Source organism: Streptomyces capillispiralis (assembly GCF_007829875.1).
GTDB lineage: Bacteria > Actinomycetota > Actinomycetes > Streptomycetales > Streptomycetaceae > Streptomyces > Streptomyces capillispiralis.
The window spans coordinates 3,463,845-3,479,842 of the sequence record NZ_VIWV01000001.1 but is presented as its reverse complement, the minus strand read 5'-3'; the positions used below and the strand labels follow the sequence as shown (position 1 = coordinate 3,479,842).

General features: G+C 70.6%; 15 protein-coding genes and 1 pseudogene. 6 read left to right on the top strand and 10 right to left on the bottom strand.

The annotated features are described in order from the left end of the window. Positions 1 to 64: 64 nt before the first annotated feature. The gene (locus FHX78_RS14600) at positions 65 to 631 is read left to right on the top strand and encodes a helix-turn-helix domain-containing protein (protein ID WP_145867892.1); all 567 of its coding nucleotides are present in this window, start codon (positions 65 to 67) and stop codon (positions 629 to 631) included. 112 nt (positions 632 to 743) lie between these two features. Here the strand turns inward: FHX78_RS14600 and FHX78_RS14595 are convergent, their stop codons facing one another. Further along, entirely contained in the window at positions 744 to 947 is a 204-nt protein-coding gene (locus FHX78_RS14595) for a cold-shock protein (protein WP_003992177.1), read from the bottom strand. A 298-nt stretch (positions 948 to 1,245) separates the two neighbouring features. On the opposite strand from FHX78_RS14595, the gene FHX78_RS14590 reads away from it, so the two are divergent. From FHX78_RS14590 to FHX78_RS14580, 3 genes are all read left to right on the top strand, one after another. Then, positions 1,246 to 2,094, top strand: coding sequence for a menaquinone biosynthetic enzyme MqnA/MqnD family protein (locus FHX78_RS14590; protein ID WP_145867890.1), 849 nt, complete (start codon positions 1,246 to 1,248; stop codon positions 2,092 to 2,094). Positions 2,095 to 2,451: 357 nt separating this feature from the next. Continuing rightward, positions 2,452 to 4,782: a protein kinase domain-containing protein gene (locus FHX78_RS14585; RefSeq protein ID WP_145867888.1), complete on the top strand. Its 2,331-nt coding sequence runs from the start codon at positions 2,452 to 2,454 to the stop codon at positions 4,780 to 4,782. Between the two features lie 108 nt (positions 4,783 to 4,890). After that, entirely contained in the window at positions 4,891 to 9,366 is a 4,476-nt protein-coding gene (locus FHX78_RS14580; RefSeq protein WP_145867887.1) for an FtsK/SpoIIIE domain-containing protein, read from the top strand. On the opposite strand, the gene FHX78_RS14575 is transcribed toward FHX78_RS14580, so the two are convergent. From FHX78_RS14575 to FHX78_RS14565, 3 genes are read right to left on the bottom strand one after another with little or no spacing between them, the layout of a single operon-like run. Continuing rightward, complete coding sequence (locus FHX78_RS14575; RefSeq protein WP_145867885.1) at positions 9,353 to 9,901, bottom strand: hypothetical protein; 549 nt, start codon at positions 9,899 to 9,901, stop codon at positions 9,353 to 9,355. The two genes, FHX78_RS14580 and FHX78_RS14575, sit on opposite strands and share 14 nt — an antisense overlap. Positions 9,902 to 9,913: 12 nt before the next feature. Next, a complete protein-coding gene (locus tag FHX78_RS14570; protein WP_189908509.1) occupies positions 9,914 to 11,368 on the bottom strand; it encodes a hypothetical protein in 1,455 nt (484 codons plus the stop codon). Positions 11,369 to 11,406: 38 nt separating this feature from the next. Then, on the bottom strand, positions 11,407 to 11,727 hold the full coding sequence (locus FHX78_RS14565) for an SAV_915 family protein (RefSeq protein ID WP_229923821.1): 321 nt from the start codon (positions 11,725 to 11,727) through the stop codon (positions 11,407 to 11,409). Between the two features lie 76 nt (positions 11,728 to 11,803). On the opposite strand from FHX78_RS14565, the gene FHX78_RS14560 reads away from it, so the two are divergent. Further along, positions 11,804 to 12,106: a hypothetical protein gene (locus tag FHX78_RS14560; protein ID WP_145867881.1), complete on the top strand. Its 303-nt coding sequence runs from the start codon at positions 11,804 to 11,806 to the stop codon at positions 12,104 to 12,106. Positions 12,107 to 12,208: 102 nt separating this feature from the next. Here the strand turns inward: FHX78_RS14560 and FHX78_RS14555 are convergent, their stop codons facing one another. Continuing rightward, positions 12,209 to 12,469 (bottom strand): WXG100 family type VII secretion target, encoded by a 261-nt coding sequence (locus tag FHX78_RS14555; RefSeq protein ID WP_142193806.1) that lies wholly within the window; start codon positions 12,467 to 12,469, stop codon positions 12,209 to 12,211. A gap of 215 nt (positions 12,470 to 12,684) precedes the next feature. Between FHX78_RS14555 and FHX78_RS14550 the strand changes: the two genes are divergently transcribed. Next, complete coding sequence (locus FHX78_RS14550) at positions 12,685 to 12,945, top strand: WXG100 family type VII secretion target (protein WP_145867880.1); 261 nt, start codon at positions 12,685 to 12,687, stop codon at positions 12,943 to 12,945. Positions 12,946 to 13,293: 348 nt separating this feature from the next. Here FHX78_RS14550 and FHX78_RS14545 read toward each other — a convergent pair whose 3' ends face one another. The 5 genes and pseudogenes from FHX78_RS14545 to FHX78_RS14525 all read right to left on the bottom strand — a co-directional run bounded on the left by FHX78_RS14545 (position 13,294) and on the right by FHX78_RS14525 (position 15,989). Further along, the gene (locus tag FHX78_RS14545; RefSeq protein WP_145867878.1) at positions 13,294 to 13,488 is read right to left on the bottom strand and encodes a hypothetical protein; all 195 of its coding nucleotides are present in this window, start codon (positions 13,486 to 13,488) and stop codon (positions 13,294 to 13,296) included. A 230-nt stretch (positions 13,489 to 13,718) separates the two neighbouring features. Continuing rightward, positions 13,719 to 14,297: a hypothetical protein gene (locus tag FHX78_RS14540; RefSeq protein WP_145867876.1), complete on the bottom strand. Its 579-nt coding sequence runs from the start codon at positions 14,295 to 14,297 to the stop codon at positions 13,719 to 13,721. 153 nt (positions 14,298 to 14,450) lie between these two features. Further along, positions 14,451 to 14,805 (bottom strand): annotated as a pseudogene (locus FHX78_RS37445) (hypothetical protein); the annotation flags it as partial. Between the two features lie 91 nt (positions 14,806 to 14,896). Further along, on the bottom strand, positions 14,897 to 15,667 hold the full coding sequence (locus FHX78_RS14530; RefSeq protein WP_229923823.1) for a hypothetical protein: 771 nt from the start codon (positions 15,665 to 15,667) through the stop codon (positions 14,897 to 14,899). Beyond that, positions 15,660 to 15,989: a hypothetical protein gene (locus tag FHX78_RS14525; protein ID WP_229923824.1), complete on the bottom strand. Its 330-nt coding sequence runs from the start codon at positions 15,987 to 15,989 to the stop codon at positions 15,660 to 15,662. Before FHX78_RS14525 ends, FHX78_RS14530 begins: the two co-directional genes overlap by 8 nt. Between the last annotated feature and the right edge of the window lie 9 nt (positions 15,990 to 15,998).

Below are 15,998 nucleotides of genomic sequence, written 5' to 3'. Positions count from 1 at the left end.
CCTACCATGGACAGAAGAGCTCGCGTTCGTCAAGGCGAACGATCGGACCACTGGAGCGAACGACATGACCGACGGCCCCCCGCCCCGCCTCCCCCTCGACTGGATCGCCGCCGCCCTGCGCCGGGAACGCGGCCGCGTCGGCCTCTCCCTCTCCGAGCTGGCCAAACGCGCCGGAATCGCCAAGTCCACGCTGTCCCAGCTGGAGGCGGCGAGCGGGAACCCGAGCATGGAGACGATCTGGGCGCTGGCGGTGGCGCTCGGGGTGCCGTTCAGCGCGCTGGTGGAGCCCCCGGCGCCCGCCGTCCAGGTGATCAGGGCGGGACAGGGGCCGGCCGTGCACTCCGAACAGTCCAGTTACGTCGCCACGCTGCTGTCGGCGAGCCCGCCGGGCGCGCGGCGCGACATCTATGCCGTGGGGCTGGAGCCGGGGACCGTACGCGCCTCGGACCCGCACATTCCGGGAACGGTGGAGCACATCGTGGTGAGCGCCGGACGCGTGAAGGCGGGACCCCGCGGGGAGTGCGCCGAACTCGGTCCGGGGGACTACATGGCGTATCGCGGGGATGTGCCGCACTTGTACGAGGCGCTGGAGTCCGGCACGAAATTCGTGCTGATCATGCAGCACGTATGAGAGGAATTCGCCGGGAATTCAAACAATCGCCCGGCACAGGGAAAGGCAGGAGCCCCGTCGCCTGACGGCGCGGGGCTCCTTGGGTACTGCTAGTCGTTCCCGGATCGGAGGATCAGACCGGGGTGACGTTCTCCGCCTGCGGGCCCTTCGGACCCTGCGTGACGTCGAAGGACACCTGCTGGTTCTCCTCGAGGGAGCGGAAACCGCTCGCGTTGATCGCGGAGTAGTGGACGAAGACGTCGGGGCCGCCGCCTTCCTGGGCGATGAAACCAAAGCCCTTTTCGGCGTTGAACCACTTCACGGTTCCGGTAGCCATAAGCCCTCCTTGGGCCCAAAGGGTTGCCCTGCTCCAGAACCAGCAAGTGTGAAGACTAAATTCCGCACAAGTGCATCCGTCTGAGAACGACGAGAGCCCGCGGTCACATGCTCCGCAGGCTCTGTACTGCAAGGGAAACCAAACTGCAACTTGCGAAGAGCCTAGCACGCGGGCGCCCGAATGCAATAGAGGTCAAGATCACTTCACCCGAATGTTTGAACGCCCCTCCCGTAACGCCGGCCGAGGCGCACCCGGGGGCGGGAACCGTGCCGCCCGGGACGAGGGCTAGCCTCACGATGTGGACAATCCTCGCACCCGGCCGCGTGTCGGCCACATCCAGTTCCTGAACTGCCTGCCCCTGTACTGGGGGCTCGCGAGAACGGGCACGCTCCTCGACTTCGAGCTGACGAAGGACACCCCCGAGAAGCTCAGTGAGCAGCTGGTGCGGGGCGACCTCGACATCGGGCCGATCACCCTCGTCGAGTTCCTCAGGCACGCCGACCGCCTGGTCGCCTTCCCCGACATCGCCGTCGGCTGCGACGGCCCGGTGATGTCCTGCGTGATCGTCTCGCAGGTCCCGCTGGACCGGCTGGACGGGGCCAGGGTCGCCCTCGGGTCGACCTCGCGCACCTCCGTACGCCTCGCCCAGCTCCTCCTCGCCGAGAAGTACGGCGTACAGCCCGACTACTACACCTGCCCGCCCGACCTGAGCCTGATGATGCAGGAGGCCGACGCGGCCGTCCTCATCGGCGACGCGGCCCTGCGCGCGAACATGCTCGACGGGCCCCGCTTCGGCCTGGACGTGTACGACCTGGGCGCGCTGTGGAAGGAGTGGACGGGCCTGCCGTTCGTCTTCGCGGTGTGGGCGGCCCGGCGCGACTACCTGGAGCGCGAGCCGGTCATCACGCGGAAGGTCCACGAGGCCTTCCTCGCCTCCCGCAACCTCTCCCTGGAGGAGGTCGGCAAGGTCGCCGAGCAGGCGGCCCGCTGGGAGGCCTTCGACGAGCGGACCCTGGCCCAGTACTTCACCACCCTCGACTTCAGCTTCGGCCCCGCGCAGCTGGAGGCGGTCGCGGAGTTCGCCCGCCGGGTGGGACCGACGACCGGGTTCCCGGCGGACGTCCGGGTGGATCTGCTGCACCCCTGAGGCCGCGGGCCGCCGCACACCACGCCGCTGGAAGGTTCCGGCGTACGGGCTCGACGGGGGAGGGGCGGACGTCATGCGGCCGCTCGTAGCGGACGAGCCCACGGCCGCGGGGCCCCATCGGCGCGAGGTCGACGCCGCGCGCCGCCTGGACGGCCCCGTCCTGACGCCGACCCCGACACCCGGGCGCCGTGGGTCGCCACCAGGGCGGCCGAAGGCGCGTTGGGCGAGAATCGAGTAACTGCCCCCGCCCTCCTCCCGGTCGCCGTCCGTCTCCCGGCACTCACTAATGTGTCTGCGTTGGCGAACACCACCAGGCGCAGCAGATGCCGCACCGGCGTCACGACGGGGAAGGCGACCATGGAGACACTGCAGCCGGACGACCCACGCGAGCTGGGGAGTTACCGCCTGCTGCGACGACTGGGAGCCGGCGGCATGGGCCGCGTCTACCTGGCCCGTTCGCCGGGTGGCCGCACCGTCGCGGTGAAGGTGGTGCGACCCGACCTCGCGGCGGACGCCGACTTCCGGGCCCGTTTCCGGCACGAGGCGGAGATAGCCAAGGCGGTGTCCGGCCGTTTCACCGCACCGGTCGTGGACGCCGACCCGGAGGCGTCCCTGCCGTGGCTGGCGACCTCGTACGTGCTCGGTCCCGACCTGACGGACGTCGTCGCCGTGCACGGCGCGCTGCCGGAGCGCACCGTCCACGCCCTGGCCGCCGGTCTCGCCGCGGCACTCCAGGAGGTCCACGCGGCCGGGCTGGTGCACCGCGACCTCAAGCCGTCCAACGTCCTGCTGGCCGCCGACGGCCCCCGCGTCATCGACTTCGGGATCGCGCGGGCGGTCGACGGAAGCCGTATGACGCAGACCGGAGTCGTCGTCGGTTCGCCCGGCTACATGTCGCCGGAGCAGGCGCAGGGCAAGGACGTCGGCACGGCGGGCGACGTCTTCTCCCTGGGTGCCGTGCTCGCGTTCGCGGCGACCGGCCGGGGCGCCTTCGGTGACGGCGCCTCCTCGCACGCCGCGCTGCTCTACCAGATCGTGCACGGCGAGCCCGACCTCACGGGCGTACCGCAGTCGCTGCTGGGCCTGGTCCGCGCCTGTCTGCTGAAGGACCCCGCCCAGCGCCCCGCGCCGGCGCAGATCGTCGGCGCCCTGGCCCCGGGCGGCGTCGAGCAGGTCCTGACCGACTGGCTGCCGTCGGCGGTGGCCTCGACGATCGCGACCCACGCCGCCGGCATTCTCGACCTGGAGGCCCCCGACGCGGCCCCGGCGGCCGGAGCGTCCTTCGGGCCGGCACCGACCATGACGTCGGGGCCCGCCGCCCCGGCCCACCCGGCCCAGGCGTACGGCAGTCACCCCGGAAGCGCGCCGACGCCGGGGTACGGCCACCAACCCGGCGGCCCCGCTCACGGCGTCCCCGGCACACCCCTGCCCGGCACGGTGCAGCTCGGCGGACCGGACACCGGCGGCGCCGGCCGGTCCCGCCGCCGCGTCCTCGGCCTGGCGGCCGGCGCCGCCGCGGGAGTCGCCGCGATCGGCGGCGGGGCGGCCTGGTGGCTCGGACGGGACACCGGAGAGTCCGACTCCGCCACGGGCGCGGCGGGCGGCGGCGGCTCGGCCGAACCGGCCGGGGAGCGGTTCACCACGCCGCCCCCCGGCGTCGCGCCCCAGCCCCTGTGGCACGAGTCGGCGGTGGAGGACAGCACCAGTACCGCCGTGCCCCTGCTCACGCACGACGGCCTCCTGCTGATCAGCGGCGATCCGCTCGTCGCCCGCGACGTGCGGACGGGCAAGGCACGCTGGTCGAAGAAGGACGCCTGCCGCCCCGGAGAGCCCCTGCTCTTCCACGGCGGCAAGGTGTTCCTGGCCGACGGCGACTACGACGGCGTCCTGGTCGCCCTCGACGTGACGAGCGGCGAGGAGGTCTGGCGCAGCCGGCTGGGCAAGTCCGTCACGGTCGAGTCCGCCATCGCCATCGACGACCGGCACGTCTACGTCACGGCGAACGACTACGGCGACTCCAGGAGCGCCACCGAGTACCGCACGGCCGTCGCCGCCATCAGCCACACCACCGGCAAAAAGGTATGGCTGCACCAGCGGGACTGGGGCACCAGGGACTACGACGTCCAGGGCAACGTCTCCGGCACGTACCTGGTCTACGCCGACAGCAACGAGAACCTGACGGTGCGCGACACCGCCACCGGCACCCAGCTGTGGACCAAGAAGCTGGGGGACGACTGGAGTTGGCAGCCCACGGTGGCGGGCGGCCTGGTCTTCCTCCCGGGCGACGAGCTGACGGCCGTCGACGCCGACACCGGCGCCACCCGCTGGACCCTGTCCCCCAACGGCCGCGGCGGCTTCCGCAACCCGACGGTGATCGACGGCGTGCTGTACGTCAGCGACGACGACGACGGCGTCTGGGCGGTGAACGTCAAGACCGGCAGGCGGACCTGGCTCTGCGACGACCTGGACGTCGAGGGACCGGAGACGTTCCTGCGGGCCGGTTCCTCGCTCTACGGGGCGACCGGCAGCCTGGACGGCGGCATCGTCGCGCTGGAGGCCCGCACCGGCAAGCTCCGCTGGGTCTACGACGACAACAAGGGCAACGGCGAACCGTGGCAGGTGACCCTCTCCGGCAACCGCCTCCTGGTCACCCACGGACCGGAGATCTACGCGCTGCCGGCCGTGTGACGGCCCGGCGCCGGCACAGGGCATCGACCGCACCGGGGACTGTCAGTAGTCTCCGTCAGCCGAAGCGACGAACGCGGCCACAGGGGCCGACGGGGAGGACGAACCGCCATGCAGACGCGGGTCACGGTCGTACTGGAAGGCGGTGAGCCGCATGACGTCGTCATCACCACCGAGGACACGGCCACAGCCGGGGATGTCGCGGAGGCGCTGACGACCGCGCTGCGGCAGGCCGGGCGCTCCGCGGGCCTGCCCGCGAACGTGGTCGCCATGCCCGGCACGTCGCCGGTCCTGCCGTACGGCCACCCGGCGCCGTCCACCGGAGCGCCCTCCCTGTGGGCCGACGGCATGCTCTGCGACCCGTCCGCACCGGCCACGGCCGTCCTCCAGGACGGCATGCGGCTGTCGGTGGACGACTCGATCGGCCCGCTGCTGCGCAAGGGCGAACCGGTCGGAGCGTACGAGCTGAGAGCGGCGGGCGGTCCCGCCTCCGGCCGGGTGACCCGGCTGGGCATCGGCGCGGCCACCGTCGGCTCCGCGCCCACCTGCTCCTTCCCGCTGACGGACGCCTCGCTGCCGCCCGTCGCCCTGCGGATCACCATCGACATGAAGGGCACCGTCACCCTCGTCCCCGAGGGCGGCACCGGGATCCTGCTCGACGACGAGACGGTCACGTCCGCGACGCCCTGGCCGCTCGGCGGCGTCGTCCGGGCCGGCGACTCGCTGCTCGTCCTCGACCGGGTGACCGAACCGGACGCCCACCTGTCGGCGATGAGCGAGGGCGGCCTCGCCTACAACCGCCCGCCCCGCCTGTCCCCGCTGCGGCCCAGGCGGCGGCTCGTGGTGCCGGTACCGCCCACCAAGGGGGACCGGGCCCGGTTCCAGTTCATCATGGCGTTCATGCCCATGCTCTTCGGCATCGGCATGTACTTCCTCACCCAGCAGATCTACATGCTGCTCTTCTGCCTGATGAGCCCGCTGATGATGGCCGCCCAGTGGATCAGCGAGAACCGCGAGGGCAAGAGGAAGCACAAGACGTCCGTCAAGCAGTACAAGAAGGACCTCGCCGCGCACGAGGCCGAACTCGCCGCCCTCGCCAAGGAGGAGCAGCGCGCCCGCCGCGCCGACAGCCCCGACCCGGCCGAGATCCTGCTGTTCGCCACGGGACCGCGCCGCCGCCTGTGGGAGCGCCGCCTCACCGACCCGGACGCCCTGCACCTGCGGGTCGGCTCCGGCAACCTGCCGTCCGACGTCGAACTGGTCGCGGGCCGCGGCGGCTCCCTGTACGAGGAGGAGCGCCCGGAGCCGCCCGTCCTGCCGGACGTGCCCGTCACCCTGCCCTTCACCGAACTCGGTGTGGTCGGTGTCGCCGGTGACCGGGCCCGCGCCCTGGCCACCGCACGGTGGCTCGGCGTGCAGGCGGCGGTGCTGCACAGCCCGCGGGACCTGTCGCTGGTGTCGCTCGCCTCCACGCCGGACGCCGGTGCCGACTGGCAGTGGGTGCACTGGCTGCCCCACTCCGGCCCCGACCAGGGGCAGGACTGCGTCGCGCTGGTCGGCTTCGACTCCGAGGGCGTCACCCGGCGGGTCAACGAACTCCTCAACGAACTGGCCCGCCGCAAGGCGTCCCGCGAGCAGAACACCATGACGGGCCGGCTGTACCCGGACCCCAACGTCCTGCTGGTCCTCGACGGGGCCCGCCTGCTGCGCCGCGTACCCGGAGTGCCGCAACTCCTCGCGGAAGGACCGCAGTACGGGATCCTCGCCCTGTGCATCGACGAGGACGAGCGGCTGCTGCCGGAGGAGTGCCGGGCCGTCGTCGCCTGGTCCCCGGACGCCGCCCACCACGTCCGCATCCGCGGCTACGGACTGGAGGCCGCGGGCGACGTCCTCGCCGACCAGGTCACACCGGAGTGGTGCGAACTGCTCGCCCGCTCCCTCGCCCCCGTCCGGGACGTCAGCCGGGACGACGCGGGCAGCGCCCTGCCCACCTCCGCCCGGCTGCTGACCCTGCTCGGCATGCCCGACCCGACCGGGGCCGACGTGGAGCGGATCTGGCAGGCCGGGGGCTCCACGACCGCGGCGCCCGTCGGCGTCGCCGCCGACGGCACCTTCGCGCTGGACATCCGGCGGGACGGCCCGCACGCGCTGGTCGCGGGCACCACGGGCGCGGGCAAGTCCGAACTCCTGCAGACGATCATCGCCTCGCTGGCCGTGGCCAACCGCCCGGACGCCCTGAACTACGTCCTGATCGACTACAAGGGCGGCAGCGCCTTCATGGACTGCGCCCGTCTGCCGCACACCGTCGGCATGGTCAGCGACCTCGACGCCCACCTCACCGAGCGCGCCCTCGCCTCCCTCGCGGCCGAACTGCACCGCCGGGAGAAGATCCTCTTCGACGCCGCCGCCAAGGACATCGAGGACTACAACGACACCCGCAAGCTCCGCCCCGAGCTGGAGCCGATGCCCCGGCTCGTCCTGGTCATCGACGAGTTCGCCTCGCTGGTCGCCGAACTCCCGGACTTCATCGCGGGCCTGGTCGACATCGCCCGCCGGGGACGCTCCCTCGGCGTGCACCTGATCCTGGCCACCCAGCGGCCCGCCGGTGTGGTCAGCGCGGACATCCGCGCCAACACCAACCTGCGGATCGCGCTGCGCGTGACGGACGCCTCCGAGTCCATCGACGTCATCGAGGCCCCGGACTCGGGCGCCATCGCCAAGTCCACGCCGGGCCGCATGTACGTCCGTTCCGGCGCGCAGTCCCTGGTCGGCGTGCAGTCGGCCCGCATCGGTGGCCGCCGCCCCGCCACCGGCGGCACCGGCCCGAAGGCGACCCTGCTGCCCCTGCCCTGGACCGCCTACGGCCGCCCGCTGCCCAAGCGGGCCGAGGCCGAGGACGACGGCACGATGGTCACCGACCTCGCCGTCCTCGTCGACGCGGTGCGGGACGGCGCCCGGCGCATGGGCTTCGGCGAACAGCGCAGCCCCTGGCTGCCGCCGCTGACCGAACAGGTCACCCTGGACGAACTCGCCGCGTACGGCCCCGCCCCGGCCGCCGGGGCCACCGACGTGGCCCCCATCCCGTACGGCCTGATCGACCTGCCCGCGAAGCAGTCCCGTACGCCGCTCGCCCTGGACCTGGTGCACGGCGAGCACACCATGCTGCTCGGCGGCGCCCGCTCCGGCCGCTCGACCGCCCTGCGGACACTGGCGGGCTCACTGGCCCACCGCACCTCCCCCCACGACGTCCACGTGTACGCCATCGACTGCGGCTCCAACGCGCTGCTGCCGCTGATGCGGCTGCCGCACGTCGGCGCCGTGGTGACGCGCGACGAACCGGACCGGGTCCGGCGCCTCATCGAGCGCCTGCTGGCGGAGATCGCGCGGCGGCAGCAACTGCTCGCCATGGAGGGCGCGTCCAGCGCCGCCGAACAGCGCGCGGGCGCCGCCCCGGACGACCGCCTGCCCTGGATGGTGCTCCTGCTGGACAGCTGGGAGGGCTTCGCCTCCACCTTCGAGAGCTACAACTACGGCCAGTTGCTCGAGTCCGCCCAGCGCATCTTCCGTGAGGGGTCCGCGGTGGGCCTCAAGGTCGTCATGACCGCCGACCGCAGCGGCCTGAGCGGCCACGTCTCGTCCGCGTTCGCCGACCGCCTGGTGCTGCGCTTCGCCGACCCGAACGACTACTCCACGGCCGGGCTCCAGCCCCGCGAGGTCCCGAAGAACATGCCGCCGGGACGAGCCCTGCGCATCACGGACACCGGCGTCGACGAGACCCAGATCGGCCTGCTCACGGCCGACCCCGCGGGCCAGGCACAGGTGAGGGCGCTGCGCGAGATCGCCGAGGGGGCCGCGGCCCGCCACGGCCGGGTGCCGGCCGGACGGCGTCCCATGCGGGTCGACGCGCTGCCGTCGCGCATCACGGCCTCCGAGGCCCTCGCCCTCGACCCCGACTTCGCACCGCCGTCGCCGCTGTGGGCGCTCGTCGGCGTCGGCGGCGACGAACTCCAGCCGGTCGGCATCGACCTGGAGGAGAACGGCCCCGGCTTCGTCATCGCCGGCCCGCCCAAGTCGGGCCGCTCCACCCTCCTGGTCGCCGCCACGGAGACGCTGCTGCGCTCCGGCACACCGGTGGTCCTGGTCGCCCCGCGCCGCTCACCCCTGCGCGACCTGGAGGGGCGTGACGGCGTGCTGGGTCTGCTGAACGCCGACAGCAGGGAGGACGACCTGGAGGAGCTGGTGAACAAGGCTCCCGACGACTCGTACGTCGTGATCGTCGACGACGCCGAGCTCCTCTACGACACGCGCCTCGACGAGGCCCTGGAAAGCGTCGTCCGCAAGGGCGCCGACGGCGGCATCGGCCTCATCGCGGCCGGCTCCACCGACAGCCTCTCGGGCCAGTACCGCGGCTTCGCCGTCGAGGCCCGCAAGTCCCGCAACGGCATGCTGCTGACGCCCCAGAGCCCCTCCGAGGGCGAACTGTTCGGCATCCGCCTCCCGTCCAACAGCGGCGGCGGCCCGACGGGCAGCGGCCTGTTCGTGACGGGCGGCTCGTTCATGCCGATCCAGGCGGTCATGAACGGCTGAGATCGGTGCGCAGCAGCCGACGGCGGCGGAGCGTTCCGACAACCGCCCCGGCGAAGAAGAACACGGCGATCGCTGAGGTCCCGTATGCGGGCAGATTGGCGGGAGGGTCCACGACCCAGGCGTGGGGGAGACCGCGGTGCGGATCGTCGGGGTCGTAGGTGACGAGCAGTGTGTCGCCGGGATGCACATCGGGGAGCATTCCGGCGTAATCCCACAGCTTCTCCTCGGTTCCGGACTCCTCGCCTTGGAGAAACTCGACCTTCACGTACTTGGGCTTGTTGTCGACAGCGGTGACTTCTGCAGCGACGGTGACTCCGCTGCCGCGCAGTTCTTGAACCAGGGAGCGGGAGGGAAGCCAGAAGACGAGGGCCAATCCAGCGCAGGCGAGGGAGGCCCCCAGGACGCCGAGAAGTTGGCGGCGCCGAGGGATCAACGGACGAGGTTTCCAAGGCCGACGTTCGGCGGCGAGCTGCTGCGCTCTGACGATGTGGGGCGGCACCTGGTAATGGCCGGCAGGGTTCTTCTTCCTAGCCATCTTTGATCCACTTCATGAGATCCACTCGCTTAACGTTCCTTTGACGTCGGACGCGGCATCGCTGATCGCCTCGCCAGTGTCTTTCGCCGCGCCGGTGACAGCATTGATCGCTCTACGCCCGGTTCCGGTCTTGGCGGCGTACGAGATCGCGTAACCGGCTCCGAAGCCGAGCACGACGCCGGATGCGATTCCCCACCCGACAGGGCCACCGCACCACGCGACCGTGGCCATAGTGCCCCAGGTGGCAGCCGTCCCCGCGGCCATCCCACCCACGTTGGCCGCGACAGCGACGTCCTTCTCCTCGCCGTGTCCGATGTCCCACCCGATCGCCCCGACGGTCAACACCGTGCCGACCAGCGGCAGTTTGCCGCCGGCGTGCAGGGTGCGGCCGAAGAGTGTGGTCGGGCTGGGCGGCCGGAGGCCGGGGACCTTGCCGATCAGCCAGCCGCCGCCCTCCGCGACGGATGCCTCCATCAAGCGGGAGAACGAGCCCATCCCGTACTTGGAGAGGAGGCGTTCCGCCTCACGAGCGGACTGCCTGGCCGCTCGGGCCGCTCGCCTGGTGTCCTTCTTGAACCGCCGCCGGGCTTCCGGGCTCATGCTGTTGACGCGCCGCTGGTACAGCCGGCTCGCCTCGTCGGAGAACTTCTGCGACCGTTCCCAGAAGTGACCGGCGTACTTCGCCTGCATGCCGAGGACGGACGCCAGCAGCCCCGCGGTGTCCGACCACGTGTCCGCCGGGTCGCCGAGCTTCTTCGCGGCGATCTGCGTGTGCTTCCAGGCGAGGGCCCACAGGTCGATGTCGTCGCCCTGAAGGAGTGCCCTGGTGAGCACGGCCGTCGGCTCGTCCTCGCCGAAGTCACCGTGGAGGAGAGCGGCCGCCTTGGCGAAACCGGGAGCGGGCGGGTGCGCGCCGGCCGCGGTGGTGAAGGCGTGCCCGAAGAGCTTCGCGTCCGCCTCCGCCGTCGGCGCCTTCGCGGCGGCGACGGTCACCGGCAGCACCTTCAGCAACGCCGGGTCGAGCTTCGCGTAGAACGCCGAGGTGAAGTCCGGGTCCCCCCTGTGCTCGGCCAGCACCTCCGCGATCCGGTGGAACTCCGTGCCCGCCGCGCCCGGGGCGAGTTCCGCCGCCTCGTGGATCTCCTCGGCCAGCGCCTCGCCCTCCGCTCTCGCCTCGCCGATCCCGGCAACGGGCTCACGTACCTGGACCATGGCCCCGGTCCCGGTCCCGGTCCCGGTCCCGGTCCCGGTCCGGCTCCCGAACCCCTTCCGGTCCGTTTCCATGGCCGCCGCCAGGGCCTGTCTCCGGCGCAGCATGGGGAGTTCGTCGTCCACCCAGCGGGCGATCCTCCCGATCTCCGTCAGCTGTGCCGTGTCCAGGCCGAGCCCACGGAACCTGGAGAGATACACGGCTTTCGCGCTGTGCAGCGCCTTGCTGCCGGATTCCAGGTCCTTGATGGTCCTCATCAGGTTGTGCGGATTGATGCCGGAGAAATTCGGGTCGACTATGATGCCCCTCCCTGATCCGCGCCGACGGCAGGACGGGGATCGACCAGTACCGCTTCCGCACGGGACCCCGTCAGCGCCTCGCCGACTTCGCCGGCGGGGAGGACCACCCAGGGCTGTTCCTCTCCCATCGCCTCGACCAGCAGGGCGACCGAGGTGAACGCGAGTGCGACCAGTCGCTCCTGTCCGCCCGCCCCGGTGAGGGGGAGGAGGGTCACCTCGACGGTGTCGTCGGTGAGCGGGAATCCGTTCATGGTGGTGGTGGGGAGAACGAGGTATTCGGGATCGCTCCCGGGCGTACCGCCGGCAACCATTGACATTGAATTAGGTTATGAGGTGCCGAGAATCGGGGGCAATGTCAAGTGCGCGACATGAACTTCAGAAGGTAATATTAATATGGCGGAAGCTGAATCGACCGTGCCCAATCCCAGAAAGGCGGAGCTGCAGAAGCTGCGGGACGACCTCGCCAAGGAAGTGGAGCATCTCGGCGGGATTCTCAGGGGTCCCGCCGCGGACATCGGCGGCGACAAGGTCTGGGTGGGGAGGAACGCCCGTGCCTGGCACCGCGAGTTGGACGGACGTCACCGGAGACTGGGCGAGCAGGTCGGCAGGCTGCTGCCGCTCGTCGACGCGGCGCTGCGCGGCGAGCCCGAGAGGGTGACCGCGGCGGAGGCACGCTCGTACCGCGACGGCAGCTGACACCGGGGCCCGGTGCGCGTACCGCCGGGGCGCCGGAACCAGCCCCGAGGGGGTGTGGTCCGGCGCCCCGGAAGGTCGTCCGTCGCGCGGTTCGCCCTGGGATCAGGTGGCGCGCTCGATGTTGTCGGCGCTCGTGTTCGCGGACTTGCTGGCCTCGTTCAGCGTGTCGACCCACTTCTCGAAGGTCGGCTTCACATCGCGCCAGTCGTCCCGGAACCGGTCGGCCTTCGGGCCCTTCCAGTAGCCGGAGCTGTCTGCCGTCGCCGACTGCAGGTCCTTGATCAGGACCTGAAGGTCGTGCGCCTTGCGGGCGTAGAGCTTCGACAACTCCCGGAGCCGTGTGAGATCTGCACCGCGATCCATGGCGATCCTCCCCGTGTCATCAGGAACAAGCGGACTATCCGTTTGCAACAGTGGACGCTATCGCACCACGCCCAGTTCCTGTCCGGCACCGGGAGGTTGAGGGCGTCCGGTGAACAACTCGTGCGCATACGGACGCGACTGGCGGCAGGGGGTGCGGGCGACGTCCCGGAGGATGCGACCGTATCCTGGCCGTCGAGACAGCGGGGGAGGCTGCTATGGCACATCCGGAAATTCAGGAACTCAACCAGCGCGCCAGTCAGTTGCGTTCGCTGGCCGACCACATCGAGTCACTCGTCGACAGCGCCAAGAACCACAGCACGACCGGAATGAAGACCTGGTCGGGCCCCAACGCGGACGACGTCCGGGGCAAGCTGAAGGGCTGGCAGACGAAGTGCGGCACGGTGGCCAAGGCCCTGCGCGACGAGGCCCAGCAGTGCGCGCAGGACGCCAAGGACCTCCAGGACAAGAAGAAGTAGGAAGGAGCAGATTCGTCGGTCTGCTCACTGGTCTCCGAGACCTCGAACCGCACCCCCGCGAACTCCACGGGTCACCGACCCGCACGTCCTGGTCGGCCTCGTCCGGTTCTGCGGGCACCTCCTTCCCGCCGGGTTGGAGGGGTGGGGGTCACGCGCCTGTGCGGGTGATGTGTGGTCGCCGGTACCGCCGGACGAGGATCCGCAACCAGTCAGCGTGAACAGGGCCAGCGCGCTTCTTCGCATTCTCGAGGACGCGTCCCCGGACGACGTGGATCCGGCAGGACAGCCGCCCCGAACAATCTGAAGGGGTCCATCAACAGGCTGACGGACGCTCATGGATGAACGAGGCTAATGAACGCTCTTCGCCCCGTCCACCAGTTTCCCGGCTCCCTCTTCGAGCTTTTCGCCCGCCCAGTGGCCGGCGTCAGCAATCTTTCCTGGGATTTCCCTCAAGGATTTCTTGTTGGCCATGATCGATGAAACGCCGTAGACGAGGCCCGTGACCACGACGGCGCCCACGGTGATCGGGTTCGGCGCGACCATCGCAGCCGGCGGTGCGCAGCGCGCTACCTGTCCCGGAAGCGAAAGCGCTCAACCGGCTCGCGCCGGCCGCCCGCGAGGCGGCACCCATGTTCTTTCCGACCCGGAGAAGGTCGGCCTCGAAGGCATACAATCGCCCCCCGTGAATCCGAGCGGGGATCCACGATGGTGGGCGGCCTTTGAGTATTAGATTCGGATATGATGGAACCGGAGTGGCGGCACCTGGCCGTGGGTCAGAGATCGTTGAACCGATTGAGGACACGGCCTGGTAGTGACACAAGTGCGCCGTAGAGTGTGAGATTGCGCGTGTAGACGCCTTCCATCACCAGGGCGATGGCGATGTCCAGGGAGTCCGCATCACCGGAACAAGTACCCGTGATGGTGCGTGGCTTGACCCAACTCGAACGTCGCATCTGTACGGTCGCTCCGGTGCGAACAAGCTTGTGACCGCGTTTACCGCCTTGCTGGGTATAAATATATGAGCGTCCTTTGACCTGAATCCGTAGGGCGCGTGCGTTCCGGGTGGGCAGCCACGTGTTCCTGGAGAGCGCTGCGGGCTCCCAGTCGACGTTCAACTCCCCTCTGGCCAGTAGAGGTCGTTGCAAGTAGCCAAGGCCAAGATAGGTGACGAGGGGGAAGCTGTTCCCGCTCACCGCCACCTCGGTATACGTTGTTGGATAGTCGCTGTGATCTGCAGGAAAGGTGAGCTCAATGCGGCCGAGTTGGTCGATATCGCCGATCCATGAGAGGATTTCGCCCCGCCTTCCCCTGAAGGACGGCGCACGCTGCAGTTCAAATGTGATTCCACTCATACGTCTGACGTTCCCTCATTCCTGTTTTGGTCGGCGGATAAGCAGTGGGCGGGGCCGTCGCGCCTTTTCGTGTCTCATCAGCAATTGAAGGACTGGATCTCCTGGACGGTGACGGCTTGGTCGTTGCCGAACGTGGGCGCCGGTGCCGGTCGAGGAACTCCGCTTGAGGAGGTCGGGTTCGTCGGGGTTTTCGACGGCGGCCCAGAACATCCCCTCGCCGTCCTTCTCGACGCTGTAGTCCTTGTAGCCGGGGGGTGTCGGTCCGACCGTACCCGTCCTCGTAGTGGCGGACGGTCTCGCCGATTGCCGCGCCCGCGTGGCCGCCCGTGCGGGGTGCGCTCATCTGGCGCTCGATGTCCTTGGACATCTTCTTCGTGAAGTCCTTGGCGCCAAGGCACGGGGCGTACCAGTGGGGCTGCGGCGTCCAGTTGACGTCGGAGGACGTCACGTTCGTCACAGCGAGGGGGCCACCGCCGTTCCCGGCACCGCAGAGGAGCGGGCCCTGGATGAGACGCGCAGTGGTTCCGCGCGAGCCGGCGGGCCAGGGGGACACCTCGTGTGGGCGACGCGCTTCTCCCCTGGCCGCTTCTGGGTGGGGGTTACGTGCTCGTCCGCGTGAGCCGCACGGCCTGTTCGGTGATCTGCGACACCTCGAACAGCACCCCTGCGAACTCCACCGGATCGCCGACCCGCACGTCCTTGTACGCCGCGACCGGGACCGCCGCGCAGTTCGCGGCGATGCCGGCTGTGCCCGTGCCGGTGTCGAGGTACGAGACGGTGAGGGACAGGCCGGTGGGGAAGCGCTGGACGCCGCCGTTGCCGACGAGGGACAGTTCCTCGCCCTTGGGCGGGAAGCCGGCTGCCGCGGCGGCCAGGACGTCCTCGTTGGTGGTGAAGCACAGGGGCGCGTCCGCCGGCCCGCCCGCCGACTTCATGGACTCGGGCGCTGCGGCGAGCGCGGCCTTGTCCTCGGCCGTCTTCGGTTCGAGGACGAGGCGGTAGGAGCAGATCTGCCGGACCGTGTAGACGTGGCCGGAGACGGTGACGTCCGTCCCGGGGGCGACGGTCCACTCCTGTTGGCCGGACTCGTACCGCTCCCCCTCGCGCAGGGTCGCCGTACGGGTCGTGCCGTCGGCGCCGGCAGCGGCGTACTGCACGCCCCCGCCCCCCGGCAGCCGGAAGCCGCCGCCGCGCAGGACGTGCGGCCCGTCCGCCGATGCCTCGCCCACGCACACCGGCCCCTTGTCCCGGGCCGCCTGTGTGGTCGCGGGCGCGGCCGTCGGTTCCCCGCCGCCCCCGCCGGACGACGATCCGCAGCCGGCCAGCGCGAGCAGCGCCAGGACGGAGCCCGCTACGCGGTACCTACTCACCGGCCTGTGCACCGGTCTCCTCCTTCATGTCGTCGGCGCCGCGCTCCAGGACGACGCGGGTCCGGTACTCGACCTCCGTCACCCGCCACACGTCACCGGTGATCTCCACCCGGCTGCCGGGAACCAGCTCGTCGTACTCGGCGATGAGCAGGCCCTCGCAGTTGACCTGGATCCGGCCGTGCACCGACGGCTCGGCGAAGATCGTCGCCACGACGCGGTGGGTACGGCCGTCGTGCTCGACGGTGTACGGGACGTGGTAGCGAAGCACCCAGCGGCCGTCGAACTCGAACGGGTACTTCACCTGCGGTCGGTCGGTCGTCACTCCACTCAC

Coding starts and splice junctions, on each gene's coding strand:
- FHX78_RS14600 (WP_145867892.1), top strand. CDS start 65: ATGACCGACGGCCCCCCGCCCCGCCTCCCCCTCGACTGGATCGCCGCC.
- FHX78_RS14595 (WP_003992177.1), bottom strand. CDS start 947: ATGGCTACCGGAACCGTGAAGTGGTTCAACGCCGAAAAGGGCTTTGGT.
- FHX78_RS14585 (WP_145867888.1), top strand. CDS start 2,452: ATGGAGACACTGCAGCCGGACGACCCACGCGAGCTGGGGAGTTACCGC.
- FHX78_RS14580 (WP_145867887.1), top strand. CDS start 4,891: ATGCAGACGCGGGTCACGGTCGTACTGGAAGGCGGTGAGCCGCATGAC.
- FHX78_RS14575 (WP_145867885.1), bottom strand. CDS start 9,901: ATGGCTAGGAAGAAGAACCCTGCCGGCCATTACCAGGTGCCGCCCCAC.
- FHX78_RS14570 (WP_189908509.1), bottom strand. CDS start 11,368: ATGAGGACCATCAAGGACCTGGAATCCGGCAGCAAGGCGCTGCACAGC.
- FHX78_RS14565 (WP_229923821.1), bottom strand. CDS start 11,727: ATGTCAATGGTTGCCGGCGGTACGCCCGGGAGCGATCCCGAATACCTC.
- FHX78_RS14560 (WP_145867881.1), top strand. CDS start 11,804: ATGGCGGAAGCTGAATCGACCGTGCCCAATCCCAGAAAGGCGGAGCTG.
- FHX78_RS14555 (WP_142193806.1), bottom strand. CDS start 12,469: ATGGATCGCGGTGCAGATCTCACACGGCTCCGGGAGTTGTCGAAGCTC.
- FHX78_RS14550 (WP_145867880.1), top strand. CDS start 12,685: ATGGCACATCCGGAAATTCAGGAACTCAACCAGCGCGCCAGTCAGTTG.
- FHX78_RS14545 (WP_145867878.1), bottom strand. CDS start 13,488: ATGGTCGCGCCGAACCCGATCACCGTGGGCGCCGTCGTGGTCACGGGC.
- FHX78_RS14540 (WP_145867876.1), bottom strand. CDS start 14,297: ATGAGTGGAATCACATTTGAACTGCAGCGTGCGCCGTCCTTCAGGGGA.